This is a genomic window from Butyrivibrio sp. MB2005, assembly GCF_000424285.1.
In the GTDB taxonomy this organism is placed as follows: domain Bacteria; phylum Bacillota; class Clostridia; order Lachnospirales; family Lachnospiraceae; genus Butyrivibrio.
Genome location: NZ_KE384157.1, coordinates 240,607 through 259,036 on the forward strand (window position 1 = coordinate 240,607; position 18,430 = coordinate 259,036).

The window sequence follows — 18,430 nt, forward strand, 5'->3', positions numbered from 1 at the left end:
ACAATAATTGTTATTTGATACTTTAAAGTAGTACAGTGAAAATGTCAAGAAATTATATGTCATTTAAAAAACTTCCCACACTGGAAGGAACGCCCGTGGCCCTTCCAGTGTGGGAAGTTTTGATTCATTTAATCATTGAAACGGCTTCCTGGACTGAGGAAACGCCGATGAGTTCTATTCCTTTGAAGGACTTTTTGTATTTATCTGCAACTGCCTTGGGGACTATGCAGGTCTTAAAGCCAAGGCGCTGCGCCTCTGATATGCGGACATCAGGCATATTTACGGAGCGCACCTCTCCTGATAAACCTACCTCTCCAAAGGCTATGACATCATCAGGAATCGGTCTGTTTCTGAAGCTTGATACTATTGCCATGCACATGGAAAGATCAAGGGCAGGCTCTATCAGCTTCATGCCGCCTGCAAGATTTATGTAGCAGTCATAGGATGATAGCTCAAGGCCTACGCGCTTTTCCATAACGGCCATGAGAAGATTTACCTTATTATAGTCCGTGCCGTTAGCCTGTCTTCTTGGAAAATTAAAATTGGTATGGCTTACAAGGGCCTGAATCTCTATAAGAATAGGTCTTGTGCCCTCTACGGAGCAGGTAACAACTGAGCCGCTGGCATTCTCAGGTTTTCCTTCAAGCATGAACTCGGAAGGATTCTCAACCTCAACAAGGCCCTCGCTTCGCATCTCAAAAACACCGATCTCATTAGTGGAACCGAATCTGTTTTTCACTGCTCTGAGTATTCTATAGGAAGCGTGTCTGTCACCCTCGAAATAAAGAACAGTATCAACCATGTGCTCCAGGACTCTGGGCCCTGCAACCGTTCCTTCTTTTGTTACATGACCTACTATGAAAATTGAAATGCCAAGCTGCTTTCCAATTCTCATAAGTACGCCTGTGGACTCTCTGACCTGTGATACGCTACCTGGAGCCGATGATACATTCTCATTGAACATAGTCTGAATGGAATCAATGATAACAACTTCAGGTGCATGCCTTCTTATGGTCTCTTCGATTGTGCCAAGATCTGTCTCGCACAGAAGCTCCATATTATCTGTAAACTCACCGATCCTATTGGCACGAAGCTTTATCTGCTGAAGTGATTCCTCACCTGATATGTACAGAACCTTCCTCTTATCCGCAGCAAGAAGTCTCGCTGTCTGAAGCAGAAGGGTTGACTTACCTATTCCGGGGTCACCGCCAACAAGAGTAAGAGATCCCTTAACCAGACCTCCTCCGAGAACTCTGTTTAACTCTCCTATATGAGTATCATATCTGTCTTCTTCATTCAGTGTGATTTCAGACAGCTTCATGGGTTTATTTACGTTATCACCTGCTCCGAGTCCGCGAGCCGAACTTGCCTTAGAAGTCTTCCCTGTTACGGAGGGCTTTATAACCTCCTCCACGAAGGTATTCCATTCTTTACAACCGGGGCACTGTCCCATCCACTTGGAGGATTCATACCCACAGCTCTGACAATAAAAAACTGATTTTACTTTAGTTGCCATATTCTTCCTTTAATCTACTTCAGTTAACCGTTATTTAAAATTTTAGCTAAAGCGCAGTCTAAGCGCAATGCGTTTCCAAAAAAAGAGACTGCATCAAAAATGCAGCCTCCAAAATATTTACTTGTGAATATCAACCTTAACAGGTGCCTGACCCAGTGCAACACTGAAGTTCAGTTTACCGCCAACCCCGGTCTTCATAGGTCCAATGTTTTTCCCATCTACAATTACGTGGTACTCTGCGTTTTCCTCAAGGCCCACGGTGATCTGGGCATCTCCCGGACCATCTACCTCAAAAGTGATTCCTTTCTCACTCTCCTTAAATCCTGTAACCGCGGTTCCGGGAACAGATTCGTAAAGGAACATGTCATTTTGCTCAAGCTTGGTAATGTCCTTATAAGTCTTGACCTTCAAAATATTACCATCAAATTTGAAGTCCTCAAGCTTTTTCTTCTCCGGAAGTTCGTAATTACCAAAGCTGATGGTTCCATCTGATTCTGCCCTAAGTAACTGTTCTACGACAGCCATTTTATACCTCCTGTTTATGTAAAAAAAGTGATGGTTAATCTTCTTCTATTATAAGGCATTAGTACCTATATTTTTATTAAATATTTATGAATCATTTCGACTTTTTGGACACTGATTTTCTTGCAGTAGTTTTCTTTGCAGCAGGCTTACGGGTAGTGGTTTTAGCAGCTGTGGTTTTGGCTGTCGCACTCTTTCCTGCCGGTGCCTTCTGGGTAAAAGTAACCTTGTTATCCTTAAGTCCTATAGTCACGTCATGGTCGCGCTTGATATTTCCTCTAAGAAGCTCTTCCGCCATAGCATCCTCGATAACGGACTGGATGGCTCTCTTAAGGGGTCTTGCACCCATCTTGGGATCTGAATACTTCTTTACAAGGAACTGCTTAACAGCAGGCTGCATGGTCAGATTGATTCCAAGTTGCTCCTTACATCTCTTGCTGAGGTTCTTGCTAAGAAGTGTGACGATCTCCATCATCTCCTTCTCATTAAGAGGATGGAATACCATGATCTCATCGATACGGTTAATGAATTCAGGCTTGAAAAGTTTCTTAACCTCTTCCATAACGCCGCTCTTCATGGTCTCATAGTCCTTCTTCTCATCGGAAGCGGAATCAAAACCAAGCTTCTTGGGCTCTACGATCCTCTGAGCACCTACGTTGGAGGTCATGATGAGAATCGTATTCTTGAAGCTGACCTTTCTGCCCTTGGCATCTGTTATATGACCATCGTCAAGTACCTGCAAAAGTACATTGAAAACATCGGGATGAGCTTTCTCTATCTCATCAAAAAGGATTACGGAATAAGGATGTCTTCTGACCTTCTCGCTGAGCTGACCACCCTCATCATATCCAACATATCCCGGAGGTGATCCGATCATCTTGGATACGGAATGACCTTCCATGTACTCTGACATATCTACTCTGATAAGTGCATTCTCATCGCCAAACATAGCCTCGGCAAGAGCCTTGGACAGCTCAGTCTTACCTACACCTGTAGGTCCAAGGAAAAGGAATGAACCGATTGGTCTGTTTGGATCCTGAAGCCCCACACGTCCTCTTCTGATAGCCTTGGATACAGCAACAACCGCATCCTCCTGACCAATTACTCTCTGATGAAGTATGTTCTCCAGCTTAAGCAGTCTGTCTGATTCCTTCTCTGCAATCTTCTTAACAGGAATCTTGGTCCACATTGCAACTACTTCTGCAATGTCATTCTCATTAACCACAAAGTCTGCGTTTTTCTCTCTCTTGGATTCCTTTGCTTTCTTGCGGTTATATTTCTTGATGAGCTCTTCCTGCTCTCTGTGAACTCTGCCTGCTCCGGCAAAGTCTTCCTGAGCAAGAAGCTCCTCAACCTTGGTATCCATTGCACGGATCTCAGCTTCCATCTCGCGAAGTCCGGAAGGCGAGCCTGTAAGTCTAAGGCGCACTGCTGAGCATGCTTCATCAATAAGGTCAATTGCCTTATCGGGAAGGTTTCTGTCGTTTATATATCTGCTGCTGAGGTCAACAGCTGCCTGAACTGCCTCAGGTGTAACCTTTACATGATGATGCTCTTCATACTTGTGAACGATACCGTTCATGATGGCAAGAGTCTCATCCCTGTCGGGTTCCTCGACGTTAACGGGCTGGAAACGTCTCTCAAGAGCCGCATCCTTCTCAACATATTTGCGGTACTCAGTGATGGTGGTGGCACCGATCATCTGAATCTCTCCTCTTGCAAGGGAGGGCTTTAAAATATTGGAAGCATCAATAGCACCTTCTGCGCCGCCCGCTCCGATAAGTGTATGCATCTCATCTACGAAAAGAATAATGTTGCCATCATCAATAACCTCTCTGATGACCTTCTTGATTCTCTCCTCGAACTCACCTCTGTACTTGGAACCTGCGATCATTCCTGACAGATCCAGTGTAAGAAGTCTCTTATTCTGTACTGTAAAAGGGACATCTCCCCTTACTATTCTCTGGGCAAGGCCCTCTACAACCGCAGTTTTACCTACGCCTGGTTCACCGATAAGACATGGATTATTCTTGGTTCTGCGGCTAAGAATCTGAATCACACGTTGAATCTCATTCTCTCTTCCGATAATGGGATCAAGCTTATCTGCTGCGGCAAGAGCCGTAAGATCTCTGCTGTACTGCTCAAGGGTTGATGCCTTCTTTTTGCCATTCTGTTTTCTTCCAAGGTCCTCTTTTACAAGAGCTGCGTCCTCGCCCATGGCAGCAAGAGTCTCAGCATAAACCTTCTGAATGGATACGTTAAGTGTGCCGATAAGACGCACCGCCACATTCTCGCCTTCCTTAATAAGAGCCAGAAGAATGTGCTCTGTTCCTGTCTTCTCAGCATGAAAACGATCTGCCTGTCTGTGAGCTTCCTCAAGGACACTCTCAGCCCTTGGTGAAAAGCCTTCTTTATCGAGAACGGTAAGATTGCCGCCCTCTACGATCAAATCCTTGATGATATCCATCATCTTGTCTTCGTTTATGCCATTATCAATAAGTATTCTTGAAGCCACGCAGTCCTCAGTGCGGATAAGTCCCAGTAAAAGGTGCTCTGTACCCACATAATTGAGCTTCAGGCTTCTGGCTGTTTTCCTGGCCTGTTTTAAAGCATATTCGGCCTTCTCTGTGTATTCCTTATTCAATCTGAATACCCTCCTGTCAAATATTAAATGTCACCGTAATCTGCATATATCTCGTCAATCAGTTCATGTATCTCCTGTCTTGAAACTCCCTTACACGTAGCTCTGGCAAGAACGACACTGAGCATATCATGTGCCTCCCTCAGGGCCTCAAGCTTGTTCAGAGAAGTTGCAATAATGGCACCTCTTCTCCTGTCAATCTTCACAAAGCCTTCCTGCTGCAAAATCGAGTAAGCCTTGTTAACCGTATGCATATTTATTCCAATGGTATCTGCAAGCTGACGTACGCTGGGAAGCTGATCTCCCTCACGGAACTGAGACGTGGCAATGCCCAAAATAATCTGATTGCAGAGCTGAACATAGATAGCTTCATCACTGTTAAAATCAATCTGTATTATCATGATGCCTCCTTCCGTTGCTGTGATATATCAAGTATAACAGACAAGGCTATAAAGTCAATTAAAATAAAATAGGATTTCGCTTGCGAAATCCTCGCGCGTATGATAAAAAACCGACCGGTTAGCGAAAACCGGTCGGCCTATCATATCATGATTTATTTGTCATCATCATCGAGGTCAAGGAACTCGAATTCAAAATCGTCATCCTCTAAAAGGAAGTTACGAGGCTTCCTGCCGTTCTGTGCGGGACGGCTCTTTACAGGCTCATCCTCTGCAGGTCTTGCTGCAGGCTGCACGGGCTTCCTGTCAGCGGGACGCTCTCTTCTCTCAGGCTTATCACCAAAGTTAAGTGAATCAGCTGTTCCCATGGGAGCGCTCTTTCTCTCGCGGGAAGGAGTAACAGGAGTAGAAGGTCTTCTGCTGTCTGCTACTGTTCTGCCCTTGCTCTCACGCTCGGGAGATACTCTTGATGCACGAGCCTTGTCTTCCTTCTTGGGAAGATCATCATACTGACTCTTTCTCTTATTGCCGGCACTCTCAACCTGCTCTTCATCATCGTAATACATATAATCACGAAGTCTGAAGATAAGGAGAAGGATTGCAAGAACCATCAGGGCAATGATTACAGCCATAACTACCAGTGCAACCTTCAGGCTGTTAGCCTGCTTCTTAAGAGCACCTGTCTGCTGTCCCTCTGTAGCATAATTCAGAAGGTCATTGAGCTTAACCTGTGTACCTTCTACGTTGTCATAGAGATACCAAGCATCTGTACCTGTGCCGTCATCCTTATATGCAAGTGAAAACTCACCGTTACCTACTGTATCAATTGAAATGCCGGAATTGTCAGGCTCTTCAGCGGGCTGCTCTGCTGCTTCGCCCTCTGCACCTTCAGTGCCCTCAGCGCCCTCAGCGCCTTCAACAACTTCACCGCCTTCGCCTTCTGCTACCTCGCCGCCTTCACCCTCTGCTGTTTCTTCAGCAGGAGCTGCTGCGCCGATCTGTAAAAGATCAGATCTTACAAAACCTGTTCTTCCGCTATCGCCAAAGCTTATCTGATACCATTTCTTATTATCTGTGCCGTTTGCTTCACCTGTGATCGTTACGGTGTCGCCGTTCTTCACAGTGCCTACTGTATCATATCCTGTACCTGCACCGCCTCTTACATTGGCGCTTGCAACTGTAACTGTAGCAGGCTGTGACTCTGTAGCTGTAACCTGCGTCTCGGGAAGAGATGCTGTGCTCTTGTTCTCTGAGCTGCTGACTGAACCGGACTTGGAAACAAGATCACTTCTAACGTATCCGTATTCATTACCATTTACATAAATTCTGTACCAAACATATCCTTGAGAATCAGTAGTCTCTTCTATAATATCTACCTTATCACCTGAATCAAGGCTTGAAACCTGCTCAGATGCTGTGCTTGCCTCCGCACGAACCTTAACATTTGATGATGTTACCGTTCCTGTAGCTGCAAGAGCACTGATCGGTGACGCTGCAAACAAAGTGCACACTGAAAAGATTATGGCCATGGACCTAGCCATATTCCCCATTTTTCTCTTAATCATACCTTCAACCTCCTGCACTAACTTCATTAATCTACAAGGATTATACCATATCTTGGAGTATAATGCCCTGATTCTTCTAAAATTAGTGGTTTTTTATCTTATGCCTCATCTATGGCCTTGCCAATATCATGACGCATATATTTATTCTCAAAGCTTACCCACTCTGTAGCTTCGTAAGCCTTTTTCCTGGCTTCTGCCAAAGTATCTCCCTTAGCTGTAATGCCAAGAACTCTTCCCCCGTTGGTAACGATCTTGTCGCCTTCAAACTTAGAGCCTGCATGGAAGCAGTAATATCCATCCTTGCCCTTGAAGTTCTCAAGACCTGTTATCTCTTTACCTTTTTCATACTTTACAGGATATCCTTCGGATGCAAGAACTACGCAAACCGCAGCCTTATCCTCAAATCTGAGATCAATCTCATCAAGCTTGCCATCGATTACAGCTTCGCAGACTTCAATCATATCGGTTTCAAGTCTTGGAAGAACAACCTGAGCTTCGGGATCGCCGAATCTCGCATTATACTCAAGAACCTTGGGACCATCATCTGTGAGCATAAGACCGAAGAAAATTACACCTTTAAACTCTCTGCCCTCTGCGCGCATGGCGTCAACAGTTTTCTGATAGATATGCTCCTTACAAAAAGCATCAACCTCATCTGTATAGAAGGGACTGGGTGAGAAGTTACCCATTCCGCCGGTATTAAGACCTGTATCGCCATCTCCTGCTCGCTTGTGGTCCTGAGCTGAGCTCATGAGCTTTATGGTCTTGCCGTCAACAAATGACAGCACTGAAACCTCACGGCCTGTCATGAATTCTTCGATGACCATCTTCTTGCCCGCATCACCGAACTTCTTATCCTGCATAATCTCGCGAACACCTGCTACAGCATCCTCTAAGGTCTCACAGATAAGAACGCCCTTTCCCAGGGCAAGTCCGTCAGCCTTAAGAACAATAGGGAATTTTGCTGTTTTAAGGTATTCAAGAGCTTCTTTAGGATCCTCAAAGGTCTCATAAGCAGCTGTGGGAATGTTATATTTTTTCATAAGGTCCTTGGAAAAAGCTTTGCTTCCTTCAAGGATTGCTGCGTTCTTACGAGGTCCGAATACTCTAAGTCCCTCTGCCTCAAAAGCATCTACGATACCGCCAACAAGGGGATCGTCCATTCCGATTATAGTAAGGTCAATCTGCTTTTCTTTAGCAAATGCAACCAGCTTATCAAATTCCATGGGAGTAATCGGAACACACTCTGCATACTCTGCAATTCCGGCATTACCGGGTGCGCAGTAAAGCTTATCAAGGTGCTTACTTCTGGAAACAGCTTCTGCTATGGCGTGTTCACGGCCGCCTCCGCCAACAATCAAAACTTTCATCTTCGCTCCTTACCCCTCATCCGCCCTTTAGGCACCTTCTCCCCTAAAAAAGGACGAAGGCATCCGGATGAGAATTATATCAACCAATCAGTATCATATCCTTCAATAATCACTTTATTGTCTTCAACCCTGACCTTATGGTTTGCTATAAGATCAATGGCTCTTGGAAGTATCTTCCATTCAGCCTGTTCCATAATGCGCTGCTGAAGCGTCTTAGCAGTATCATCCGGTCTGATGTAAACAGCCTTCTGAAGGATAATGGGACCTGTATCTGTGCCCTCATCCACGAAGTGAACCGTGGCACCGGAGACTCTGACACCTCTCTCAAGAACTTTCTCGTGAACCTTAAGGCCATAGAAGCCTGTTCCGCAAAATGAAGGTATGAGTGAAGGATGTATATTGATAATCCTGCCCTGGAAAGCTTTAACTATTTTCTCAGGTATTACCACAAGACAGCCGGCAAGTACAATAAGGTCAGGATTCTCTTTTACAAGAAGCTCATAGAAAGCTTCGTTAAATTCATCCCTGCTGTTAAATTCCTTAGGTACAAGTACCTTCGTCTTAATGCCATGCTTTGCTGCTCTTTCAAGGGCAAAAGCATTTCTGTTATTGCTAAACACCATGGATATCTCGGTGTTTGTAATCGTTCCATTATCAATGGCGTCTATAATCGCCTGGAGGTTAGTACCACCGCCGGAAACAAGTACAGCTATTCTCAGCATAATGTAACTCCCTTATCTCCTGCCTCTACGCTACCTACGATGAATCCCTTCTCGCCTGAAGCCTCGATTGCTGCAAGTGTAGCCTCTGCATCTGCCGGGTCAACAGCAAGTACCATACCAAGACCCATATTGTAGGTGTTGTACATCATGTCCTCATCGAGATCGCCCTTTTTCTGCATGAGCTTGAAAAGTGCAGGAACCTCGTAGCTGTCCTTCTTAACAACAGCTCTTACGCCATCGGGAAGCATTCTCGGAATGTTCTCGTAGAAACCGCCGCCTGTGATATGGCTGCAGCCCTTAACGGTAATGCCATCCTTTTTGATCTGCTTGAGCATCTTCACGTAGATTCTTGTGGGAGCAAGAAGTGCCTCACCAAGAGTAGTTCCGAGCTCATCATAATATGTCTCAAGGCTTTCCTTAGTCATATCGAAAACCTTACGAACAAGAGAAAAACCGTTGCTGTGAACTCCGCTGCTGGCAACACCGATAAGTGTATCGCCTGCCTTAATGGTGCTTCCGTCGATCATATCTGCCTTATCAACAACACCTACAGCAAAGCCTGCAAGGTCATATTCATCCTCGGGCATAAGACCGGGATGCTCAGCGGTCTCACCGCCTACAAGTGCGCATTCAGACTGCTTACAGCCCTCTGCCACACCCTTTACGATCTGAGCTATCTTCTCGGGATAGTTCTTACCGCATGCTATGTAATCAAGGAAAAACAGTGGCTCACCACCTGCACAGATAACGTCGTTTACACACATTGCAACAGCGTCAATTCCGATAGTGTCATGCTTATCCAGCAAAAATGCCAGCTTAATCTTGGTTCCTACGCCATCTGTTCCCGATAAAAGAACGGGATCCTTCATGTTCTTAATATTTGAAAGGGAAAAAGCTCCGGAAAATCCACCAAGACCTCCAAGTACTTCCGGTCTCATGGTCTCCTTTACAAATCCTTTGATCATATCCACTGATTTGTAACCAGCTTCGATATCCACCCCTGCATTTTTGTAGTTCAGCTCTGACATGTTTTCCTCCGATTTGGTTCTTCAATATTTAATTAATAGTTCTTATATCCAACTTCCTGAAGGTGGGCGTCCTTTTTAACGACCTGTTCCTTCAATCCGTTTGAATAATCCTTGAGTTTCGCAAGGAGCTCATCATCAGATGTAGCAAGAATCTTGGCAGCAAGAAGTCCTGCATTGGCTCCTCCGTTAATTGCAACAGTTGCAACCGGAATACCGGTAGGCATCTGTACAATACTGTATAAAGAATCCCTTCCACCCAAAGATGTGGTGTGCATAGGAATTCCGATAACTGGCATGGGAAAAATAGCTGCACACATACCGGGAAGATGCGCCGCCATACCGGCTCCCGCGATGATTACTTTAAAGCCCTTGGATTCTGCGCTTTTTGCATACTCAAAAAACTCATCAGGCTCTCTGTGTGCAGAAATGATGTTCATTTCATAAGAAATACCGAGCTCATCCAGAATCTGCGCTGCTTTTGACATAACAGGCATATCTGAATCAGAGCCCATGACTATCCCAACTTTTGCCATAGTTTCTCCTCCGAAATTATTGTTTTTTACCCTAACTTTTATACCACAATATACAGACGACTTTCAACCTTATTCGTCTTCATACATGAAGATAATTCCAAAGGCGCCCTGGCCATGGATTGCAGCACTGGCAGCCGACTCTTTCTGCACAATAACATCATCAAAAACCATCTCATCCCCAACCCATCTGATAATGTCATCCAGCTCATTTGCAGACAAACCCGTGTGGGTTATGAACAATCTTCTCTTATCAATGCTTCTGCCGGTATCAAACTGCATGCCGATATAGCGCCTCTTGGTCTTGCCTGAAGCACCCATAAACATTCTTAGCAGAGTTCCTCTTCCGTCTCTGAAAAGAATGCCCGGTTTAAGCATAAATATGCGGCTCATCCCCTTCATCCTTGGATTGATTCTTCCAAGCTTAACGAGGTAATCAATATTGTTTATAAGGAAACTCGTATGTATTCTCTTCTTTATCTTATCCAGCTGACGTACGCATTCTGCAGGACTTATTCCTGTCTGGACAAGGTTCTGAGCTTCAAGCACCAAAAGTCCCATGCCGCAGGAAAGTGACTCAGAATCCACGATGTGAACCCTGTCGAAGGAAGCTGCTGCCTCCATGGCAACATGATAAGCACCTCCGGCTTTTCCGGACATGCTGATATGAATTACATTATCTGCTTCATCAAGTCTTGAAGCAAAGAATTCCTCATATTCCTGAACAGATGGATTTTCTGCAAAAAGATCCTCATTTCCGTTTTCAGAAATATATTCAAGTACACCTTCAGTCTCTGTCTCGACACCATCTATGAAGGAGCCGTTTTTATTCCTGATAGAAAAAGGAATTATTGGCAGTCTCATCTTCTCAACAATCTCAGCAGGAAGGTCGCAGATACTCTCAGTTGTAATAAGGATAGGAAGCTTATCCTTATGCAGACTTCCCTTTTTGCTTACAGCTGCATCCGGGTCTGTAGGCCTTGTTCTTCTGATAAGGTCGGCAGGAAGAATTCTAAGGAGCGTATTCTCAAGCATCTCACCATTGATAGGCTTCAAAAGATAACCGTCAAAGCCTGCCATACGGAATTTGGCCTGATCATCACCGGAAGTAAAGGCAGTAATTACAACTACGGGAGTTTCTCTGTTCATACCACCCATCTGCTGCTTTATCTGTCTAAGGCACTCTGTACCGTCCATCTCAGGCATTACCTGATCCATGAAAATGCATTCGTACTGGATATTGGCACATTTTTCAAGACATTCCTGACCGCTTCCTGCTTCATCAATCTCCATCTTGGTATCGCGAAGGAGCCTTTTTGTGACTACGCGGTTCATCTGATTATCATCTACTATAAGGATTCTCGCACCCGGAGCTTCAAAGCTCTGCTTATACTCAGTTGCCAGCTTCTTATGTCTCAGATCTTCAAGAGTTACCTCGCCTATAGATTCACTCTTAACAACCTCCTGGGGAATGGTAACAACAAAGTTTGATCCCTTCGTATAGATACTGTTCACCTGAATCTCACCATTCATCTGATCAGTAAGCATCTTCACAATGGTAAGTCCAAGTCCCGTACCCATTACATCCTTGGCGCCGTTTTCATTTACTCTCTTAAACTCATCGAATACATGAGCAATGGCATCCTTTTTGATGCCGATACCTGTATCTTCAACGGAAAAGACAAGCATTATCTCGCCGGAGTTTGCAGTCTTGGTACGAAGCGATAAGGTGATACTTCCTTCATTGGTATATTTAATGGCGTTATTTATCAGATTGATAAGAATCTGCTCTATTCTGATATCATCACCGATAAGAACCTTCGGAGTGAGGGGATCTATGTCCACAAAGAATTGAAGCCGCTTTTCATGAGCCTCCTCGTAGGTCATGTTGATGGTCTCAGCCAGCATGTTTACAACATCATATTCATTAGGCACGATTTCCATTTTGCCTGATTCGAGCTTGGCTACATCAAGGACATCATTAACAAGATTGAGAAGCAGTCTTCCTGCACTTTTAATATTCAGTGCGTTCTCAGTAATCTCCTCAGAATCGGAGTCACGAATAATAAGCTCATTGAAGCCTACCATGGTATCAATGGGCGTTCTGATCTCGTGGCTCACAGTGGAGAAGAAATTACTCTTGGACTGTGAGAGCTTTTGAATTTCTTCCTTTTGTCTCTCAATAAGCTTATTCTCTGCAATGTAGACTCTGTTTTCAAAAAGGATCATTACTACAAGCAGAATACTTATAATAAGATTACTTATAAGAGAATCCATATGTGCCGCTAAAATCGTGTGACTTGCAACATATTCAGGATACATGTAAGCAAGATAATAGGATGCCGTCATAGCTACTGCGCCTATGGCCATAAGCACATATTTTCTTCTGCCGGCAACAGTCATTCCGATAAAGGCAAAACCAAAGATGAACCAAAGAGGTGATCCGCCATAGATTCCGCCGCCATAAATAAATGAAAGGGGCAGCAGAAAAACGATAAGAACCAGACCGATTATGGTGGCACCTGTCTGTACACGTCTTTTCTTAATAGAGAAAATTATTACACCTAAAAATCCAAAAAAGCATGCAATCAAAGCCAGAGTGTTCAGTATACTGTCACCCATGATCATTCCGATAAAAATCAGCAGGAATACCGATAACATTCCTATAAAGGTAAGTATGACAAACACTCTCTCCTGGAGGCTTTTGTTATGGTCTTCTACGTTGTTAAAAAGCCTTTGTATAATCATGATGCATTACCTCCATATACTCTGGATATGTCTGCATTGACTTCTTCTATTCTTTTCTCAATTGAATCATGGTTTGCGATAATATATGCATCCCACTTCTCAGCGGCAGCCCTCTCAATCTCCTGGGCTTCTCTTGATAATTCCTCAGCTCCGATTATTCTGGCTGACAGCTTAAGACCATTCAGGATGATTCTGTAATTAGTCCAGTCTTTCTTCTCATAACATGCCTGAAGCTCTGCCATAACCTCCTCAGAATCCCGCATGAACTCTTCAAGAACCTCACCAAAGAAGCCCTCGTTGCCTCTGCAGAGTCTGATACCTTCTGAAGCATCAAGGACTGTGAATCTCTCAGCGATACTTGTATCGATATCCGAGAAGGAATATTCATAGTCTTCACTTTGTTCAATTGCCTTGTACTGCCACATGGTAGAGGGCAGAATTTTCTTAAGAACACGCTCCAGTTCAGAACTTTCAATGGGCTTAGCGATGAATTCATCAAAGCCTTCCTTCATGAACATCTCTCTGACACCGCTTACTGCGTTTGCAGTGAAGGCTATTATCATAGTATGGTCATCAGTTCCGTAATGTTTTCTGATGAGCTTCATTGCTTCAACACCATCAACATCCGGCATCATGTGATCCATGAAAATAACATCAAATCTTGTTTTTTCACACTCATGAAGGGCTTCCATTCCGCCGCGTACAAGGGTTACATCCATGCCATAGCCTGCAAGTATACCCTTTGCAACAATAAGGTTCATCTCTTCATCATCGACTACAAGAGCCTTAACGCCCTCGAAGGTAAGCCTCTTGCCGCTGACCTCAGGATCAAACTCCCAAAGGGCCAGCTTTCTGTTTATGGCACTTACAAGAGAGTGACTAAATACAGGCTTTCTGACAAAGGTTGCATTGCTATCTCTTGGAATTCTAAAGTCAGGGGATACAGAAACAACTATATCTATATCTCTGCCAATAAACTCAATATATTTTTTCTGCTCTGAGTATTCTTCCTCCGCCGTGAAAATATGAGTGATATTGCCGGTATCAACTAAGGACTTAAGAGCATCAAGCTCTGTTACAAAGTTAAAGGGCATACCCAGATCGTTAAATGAGGATCTTAGCATTGCAATATAATATTCACGAATTGCAGGGCTTCTGTATTTGGAAGTTTTCAGATAGCATGCCGCTGTAATCTTGGCAGATCTGTCCACTACTACGCTTGGCTTATCATCAATAACCTTCTGAGGAATACTGATGCTGACTTTGGTTCCCTTTTTCTTTTCACTCTTTATATGGACAAAGCCGCCCATTTCCTTGACAAAACCGTAGACGATGGATAGTCCAAGACCGATACCTTCTACTCTTCTGCTTCTTCCGGAATCAGCCTGATAGGCAGCCGCGGTTACCCGTCGCAGTTCCTCCTCCGACATACCGATACCTGTATCAGTTACTTCGATACACAGATTTACACCATAATTCTTTTTCCTTGTGAAAACCTTGAGGAAGATACAGCCGTTTTCATCAGTGAACTTGGCTGCATTGGTTACGACGTGTCTTATGATTCTCTTAATTTTTAGTGCATCTCCTGCCATTCTCGCAGGAATATTGGCACACATATCTACCACCAGCTCAGGGGCAGTCTGTCCATAAGTCTCCCTGTACTCTGTGACTACGTCGTTGATTATGGAAGAAATATGATATTCATCATCAGAAATAGTGATACTGTCCGTATCTATCTCAGTATAGTCAAGAATATCTTCGATTCGTCCAAATAGTCTTCGACCTGCGTTCTGAATGGCATTAAGGTCTGCTTTTTTTCGGTCAACCTTCTCATCCTTTATCAGAATTGATGACAGACCAATAACAACGTTGATGGGGGTTCTCAACTCATGGGACACATTAGCCATGAAGTCCTCGGACTTCTGCTTCATTTCACCAAGCTGTCTCTCCAGATCATCCGACACACCGCGGGATGCACTTAAGATTTCACACACATAACCTGCAACTCTGTTGGATACCATCACAGCCAGCAAATTTAACAGTGTTATGGATGAAAAGAAATTACCACTGTCTTCCCTTTTCAGAATTATAAGGAGAAGATGATATGCAATTAGCATTAAATATGTCACGAATAGAATTCGAAGTGATGCCTTATCCTCTGTAAGAGAAAAAAGCAACATAGCCAGAACTATTATCAAAGCAGAATGGTACAATGCATCAGAATGCGTACCATAGAAGAAAGTCGCAAGTGAAATAAAACCTGCGTAGATATAAATACGAAACCTGAACTCAAAATGCCCAGTGGAATAAAGGCTCCAGGAGATGGCCACACCCAAAAACATAACGGGGATAGTCCACATCTCCCAGCCTCTTGTAACTGCAGCAATGGCAAGACCAATCGTATACATCAGGTAGCATAAAAGCAGTACCAGCTGTATCGATCTTTGGTTTTCCTCATCCTTTTGGCTTCTGTTCATATTTGCACCTCACATAAATGCAAGAAACAGTAACACGCCCATAAAAAGAAGTGAGATAGAATTAAGTATAATACCTAGATGCGGGAAGAATCTGAAAATATCTCGCTCCATTCTGGACATTATTCCCAGTACAAGCCCCACTATTGCATATATTATGCAGATCAGAACAGCCACCGCAGATTTCGCCTGAGCCTGACCTCCGTTTCTAAATGACAGAACCACCGCATAGATGATCGTCACAAGGGAGATCAGACCAAGCGCCGCCGAAAAGACGCCTTTTTCCGGATGTTTTTTATCCGTGAAAACATAGCGGTCTCTTCGCCTGACCGGCAGCTTTAATCTAATCTTTTTCCTTTTCCTTGACTCCTCCATAAACATCATCAGCCAAACTTAACGTCAGCTGCTCCGTACTCCTTATAATACTCATCGATAGCCTTCTTGATATCCTTGGTAAGGATAACCTCTCCGTCTATCGGCTTGTTGTAGAGACACTCAACCACTTCCTGCATGGTAACGATTGCATTTGCCTCAAATCCATAACGCTCACGGATCTCTGAAAGAGCGCTCATGTCAGAATCCTGTCCCTTCTCCTGACGGTTAAGAGACACCATAAGACCTACGATATCAACGTCAGCCTGCTCGCGGATAATCGGAACAGTCTCTTCGATGGACTTACCGGATGTAGTAACATCCTCGATGATAAGAACTCTGTCGCCATCACGCAGCTTGGTTCCAAGCAGGATTCCCTTATCGCCGTGGTCCTTTATTTCTTTTCTGTTAGAACAGTATCTGATCTCTCTTCCGTATAATTCGCTGATAGCCACACAGGTAACTACTGTCAGCGGTATTCCTTTATAAGCGGGTCCAAAAAGGACGTCAAACTCAAGACCATAGGTGTCATGAATTGCTCTTGCATAGTATTCACCCAGTTTTCTAAGCTGTGAGCCTGTTACATAGGCACCTGCATTCATGAAAAACGGGGATTTACGTCCGCTCTTAAGTGTAAATTCTCCAAACTTAAGAACATTGCTGTCCACCATAAAATTGATAAATTCTTCTTTGTAGCTTTCCATTTTTAACAAAACTCCTTTGAAAAATTTCTATTTATAAGCACACAAAATTATAACATAAATCAGCTGTATAAAGTATTCGTACATTATCAGCCAAGTGCGCTGTTTATATCTTCCTTCATATCGAGAACCGCAAGTCTAGCTGCTTCGCCAATAAGCTCCTTAGAAGGATCGCCGTACTTCTCATTTTTCCATGCTGCGATGATTCCTCTTGAGGAATTAACGATTGCGCCAAGTCCGTCCTTATCAAAGAAATGAACAAGGTCTGAACCTTTTCCACCCTGTGCTCCGTAGCCGGGAACAAGGATGAAGGCGTGGGGCATAACATCTCTAAGTACCTTACCCATCTCAGGATATGTAGCACCTACAACAGCGCCTACATTACTGTAATCGCCGTCCATGGATTCCTGACCCCAGCTCTCAACCAAAGCACCTACTGTCTCATAGAGAGGCTTGCCGTCACAGATTTTGTCCTGTAACTCTCCGCTGCTGGGATTGGAAGTCTTAACAAGTACGAATATCCCCTTATCGAACTCGTTACATACATTTATAAAAGGCTTTACACCGTCTGAACCAAGATAGGGATTAACTGTTGCAAAATCAGCATCAAAGCCCTTAACCAGAGTATCGCCAACCTTTGATGCTCCAAGATGTGCAAGGGCGTATGACTCAGATGTGGAACCGATATCGCCTCTTTTTACATCGGCAATTACGAGAAGCCCTTTTTCATGGCAATAATCGATGGTCTTCTGATAAGCAACAAGTCCCGGAAGTCCGTACTGCTCATACATCGCTACCTGGGGCTTCACTGCGGGAACAAGGTCATAGATATGATCCACTATTTCCTTATTGAATTCAAAGAAGCTCTCCGCTACAGCTTCCGCTGTGTTTCCATGCTCTGCCAAAGCCTTATCAAGGATCCTTTTCGGAATAAAATCTGTCTTGGGATCAAGGCCCACCACAATAGGTGCCTGCATCCTTTTAATGCCATCTGCAAGTCTTTTTATCATACGTGTTCTCCTCCAATATATTTAGTTAAAGTAAGCTGTACTCACGCATAGGGTCCGAAGAAAAATTCGTCTATTGCGCGAATAAGCTTTGCCTTAGGCATCGTTTTTAATAGATATTTCTCAGGTCTTAGTGATGCAACGGTTATAACACTTTCCTTATCACTCTTGGATGTAAGGAACATAACCGGAATGTCAGCCGTTTCACTGTTGGCCCTTATCTGCTTAAGGACCTCCGGGCCATCCATCTGTGGCATCATATAATCCAAAAGCACCAGATCCACCTTGTTGTTCTGAAGGAAGGTGAGGGCTATTTTGCCTGAGCTTGCCATATAAACCCTATACTTAACTGAGAGCCAGGTTCTTATCATTCTAAGCATGGTGCCGTCGTCGTCCACAACCAGAATCTTCTTTTTCTGATCCTCACCAAGTCTGCAGTTCTCAACCGCCATATCAAGATCGCCTGCAAGCATCTTGACATCAAGGGGTCTTAGGTAAGTCTCTGTAACCTTTATCTTGGACAATACCTTCTCTGCATAGGCAAGCTCATCGGTGTTACCGACTTCATATAAGAAGAAATGCTCCTTGTCTATGGCATCATCCAAAAATCTCAGTACAGAAAGACCATTCATTTCCGGATCAGAATAATCCAGGTCGCCAAGATATAAAACATAGAGCTGTGGCTTATCCTCTATATTATTGATCGCACCTGCTGAAAACTCGCACTGCACAACTTCATAGTCTTCGTTTTGTAAGCCTCTTGCTATGGCATTAACCATAAAGCTTTTAGGTGATCCAATAAGAAGTACTCTTTTATCCATACTCATATCCATACT

The 18,430-nt window shown here is 44.0% G+C and carries 15 protein-coding genes; all 15 read right to left on the reverse strand.

What is annotated here, in order from left to right:
- Positions 1–124: 124 nt before the first annotated feature.
- Positions 125–1,516, reverse strand: a complete 1,392-nt coding sequence (gene radA / locus G610_RS0116090) for a DNA repair protein RadA (protein WP_026525589.1) — start codon at positions 1,514–1,516, stop codon at positions 125–127.
- 117 nt (positions 1,517–1,633) lie between these two features.
- The gene (locus G610_RS0116095) at positions 1,634–2,041 is read right to left on the reverse strand and encodes a hypothetical protein (protein ID WP_026495072.1); all 408 of its coding nucleotides are present in this window, start codon (positions 2,039–2,041) and stop codon (positions 1,634–1,636) included.
- 91 nt (positions 2,042–2,132) lie between these two features.
- Positions 2,133–4,682 (reverse strand): ATP-dependent Clp protease ATP-binding subunit, encoded by a 2,550-nt coding sequence (locus G610_RS0116100; protein WP_026525590.1) that lies wholly within the window; start codon positions 4,680–4,682, stop codon positions 2,133–2,135.
- Between the two features lie 23 nt (positions 4,683–4,705).
- Positions 4,706–5,080 (reverse strand): GntR family transcriptional regulator, encoded by a 375-nt coding sequence (locus G610_RS0116105; protein WP_026495074.1) that lies wholly within the window; start codon positions 5,078–5,080, stop codon positions 4,706–4,708.
- 152 nt (positions 5,081–5,232) lie between these two features.
- A complete protein-coding gene (locus G610_RS0116110) occupies positions 5,233–6,642 on the reverse strand; it encodes an SH3 domain-containing protein (RefSeq protein WP_026525591.1) in 1,410 nt (469 codons plus the stop codon).
- Positions 6,643–6,740: 98 nt separating this feature from the next.
- On the reverse strand, positions 6,741–8,012 hold the full coding sequence (gene purD, locus G610_RS0116115) for a phosphoribosylamine--glycine ligase (protein ID WP_026525592.1): 1,272 nt from the start codon (positions 8,010–8,012) through the stop codon (positions 6,741–6,743).
- 74 nt (positions 8,013–8,086) lie between these two features.
- Complete coding sequence (gene purN, locus G610_RS0116120) at positions 8,087–8,734, reverse strand: phosphoribosylglycinamide formyltransferase (RefSeq protein ID WP_026525593.1); 648 nt, start codon at positions 8,732–8,734, stop codon at positions 8,087–8,089.
- The gene (purM, locus tag G610_RS0116125; protein WP_026525594.1) at positions 8,728–9,753 is read right to left on the reverse strand and encodes a phosphoribosylformylglycinamidine cyclo-ligase; all 1,026 of its coding nucleotides are present in this window, start codon (positions 9,751–9,753) and stop codon (positions 8,728–8,730) included. Before purM ends, purN begins: the two co-directional genes overlap by 7 nt.
- Positions 9,754–9,794: 41 nt before the next feature.
- Positions 9,795–10,295, reverse strand: a complete 501-nt coding sequence (gene purE, locus G610_RS0116130) for a 5-(carboxyamino)imidazole ribonucleotide mutase (protein ID WP_026525595.1) — start codon at positions 10,293–10,295, stop codon at positions 9,795–9,797.
- A gap of 69 nt (positions 10,296–10,364) precedes the next feature.
- Entirely contained in the window at positions 10,365–13,040 is a 2,676-nt protein-coding gene (locus G610_RS21340; protein ID WP_051198064.1) for a DegV family protein, read from the reverse strand.
- A complete protein-coding gene (locus tag G610_RS0116140) occupies positions 13,037–15,517 on the reverse strand; it encodes a hybrid sensor histidine kinase/response regulator (RefSeq protein WP_026525596.1) in 2,481 nt (826 codons plus the stop codon). Before G610_RS0116140 ends, G610_RS21340 begins: the two co-directional genes overlap by 4 nt.
- Positions 15,518–15,526: 9 nt before the next feature.
- A complete protein-coding gene (locus G610_RS0116145; protein ID WP_051198081.1) occupies positions 15,527–15,889 on the reverse strand; it encodes a DUF6142 family protein in 363 nt (120 codons plus the stop codon).
- 8 nt (positions 15,890–15,897) lie between these two features.
- Positions 15,898–16,590 (reverse strand): orotate phosphoribosyltransferase, encoded by a 693-nt coding sequence (pyrE, locus tag G610_RS0116150; protein WP_026525598.1) that lies wholly within the window; start codon positions 16,588–16,590, stop codon positions 15,898–15,900.
- An 86-nt stretch (positions 16,591–16,676) separates the two neighbouring features.
- Complete coding sequence (gene pyrF / locus G610_RS0116155) at positions 16,677–17,597, reverse strand: orotidine-5'-phosphate decarboxylase (protein WP_026525599.1); 921 nt, start codon at positions 17,595–17,597, stop codon at positions 16,677–16,679.
- 41 nt (positions 17,598–17,638) lie between these two features.
- Entirely contained in the window at positions 17,639–18,427 is a 789-nt protein-coding gene (locus G610_RS0116160; RefSeq protein ID WP_242829669.1) for a response regulator, read from the reverse strand.
- Positions 18,428–18,430: the final 3 nt, after the last annotated feature.

Coding starts and splice junctions, on each gene's coding strand:
- radA (WP_026525589.1), bottom strand. CDS start 1,516: ATGGCAACTAAAGTAAAATCAGTTTTTTATTGTCAGAGCTGTGGGTAT.
- G610_RS0116095 (WP_026495072.1), bottom strand. CDS start 2,041: ATGGCTGTCGTAGAACAGTTACTTAGGGCAGAATCAGATGGAACCATC.
- G610_RS0116105 (WP_026495074.1), bottom strand. CDS start 5,080: ATGATAATACAGATTGATTTTAACAGTGATGAAGCTATCTATGTTCAG.
- G610_RS0116110 (WP_026525591.1), bottom strand. CDS start 6,642: ATGATTAAGAGAAAAATGGGGAATATGGCTAGGTCCATGGCCATAATC.
- purD (WP_026525592.1), bottom strand. CDS start 8,012: ATGAAAGTTTTGATTGTTGGCGGAGGCGGCCGTGAACACGCCATAGCA.
- purN (WP_026525593.1), bottom strand. CDS start 8,734: ATGCTGAGAATAGCTGTACTTGTTTCCGGCGGTGGTACTAACCTCCAG.
- purE (WP_026525595.1), bottom strand. CDS start 10,295: ATGGCAAAAGTTGGGATAGTCATGGGCTCTGATTCAGATATGCCTGTT.
- G610_RS21340 (WP_051198064.1), bottom strand. CDS start 13,040: ATGATTATACAAAGGCTTTTTAACAACGTAGAAGACCATAACAAAAGC.
- G610_RS0116140 (WP_026525596.1), bottom strand. CDS start 15,517: ATGAACAGAAGCCAAAAGGATGAGGAAAACCAAAGATCGATACAGCTG.
- G610_RS0116145 (WP_051198081.1), bottom strand. CDS start 15,889: ATGGAGGAGTCAAGGAAAAGGAAAAAGATTAGATTAAAGCTGCCGGTC.
- pyrE (WP_026525598.1), bottom strand. CDS start 16,590: ATGGAAAGCTACAAAGAAGAATTTATCAATTTTATGGTGGACAGCAAT.
- pyrF (WP_026525599.1), bottom strand. CDS start 17,597: ATGATAAAAAGACTTGCAGATGGCATTAAAAGGATGCAGGCACCTATT.
- G610_RS0116160 (WP_242829669.1), bottom strand. CDS start 18,427: ATGGATATGAGTATGGATAAAAGAGTACTTCTTATTGGATCACCTAAA.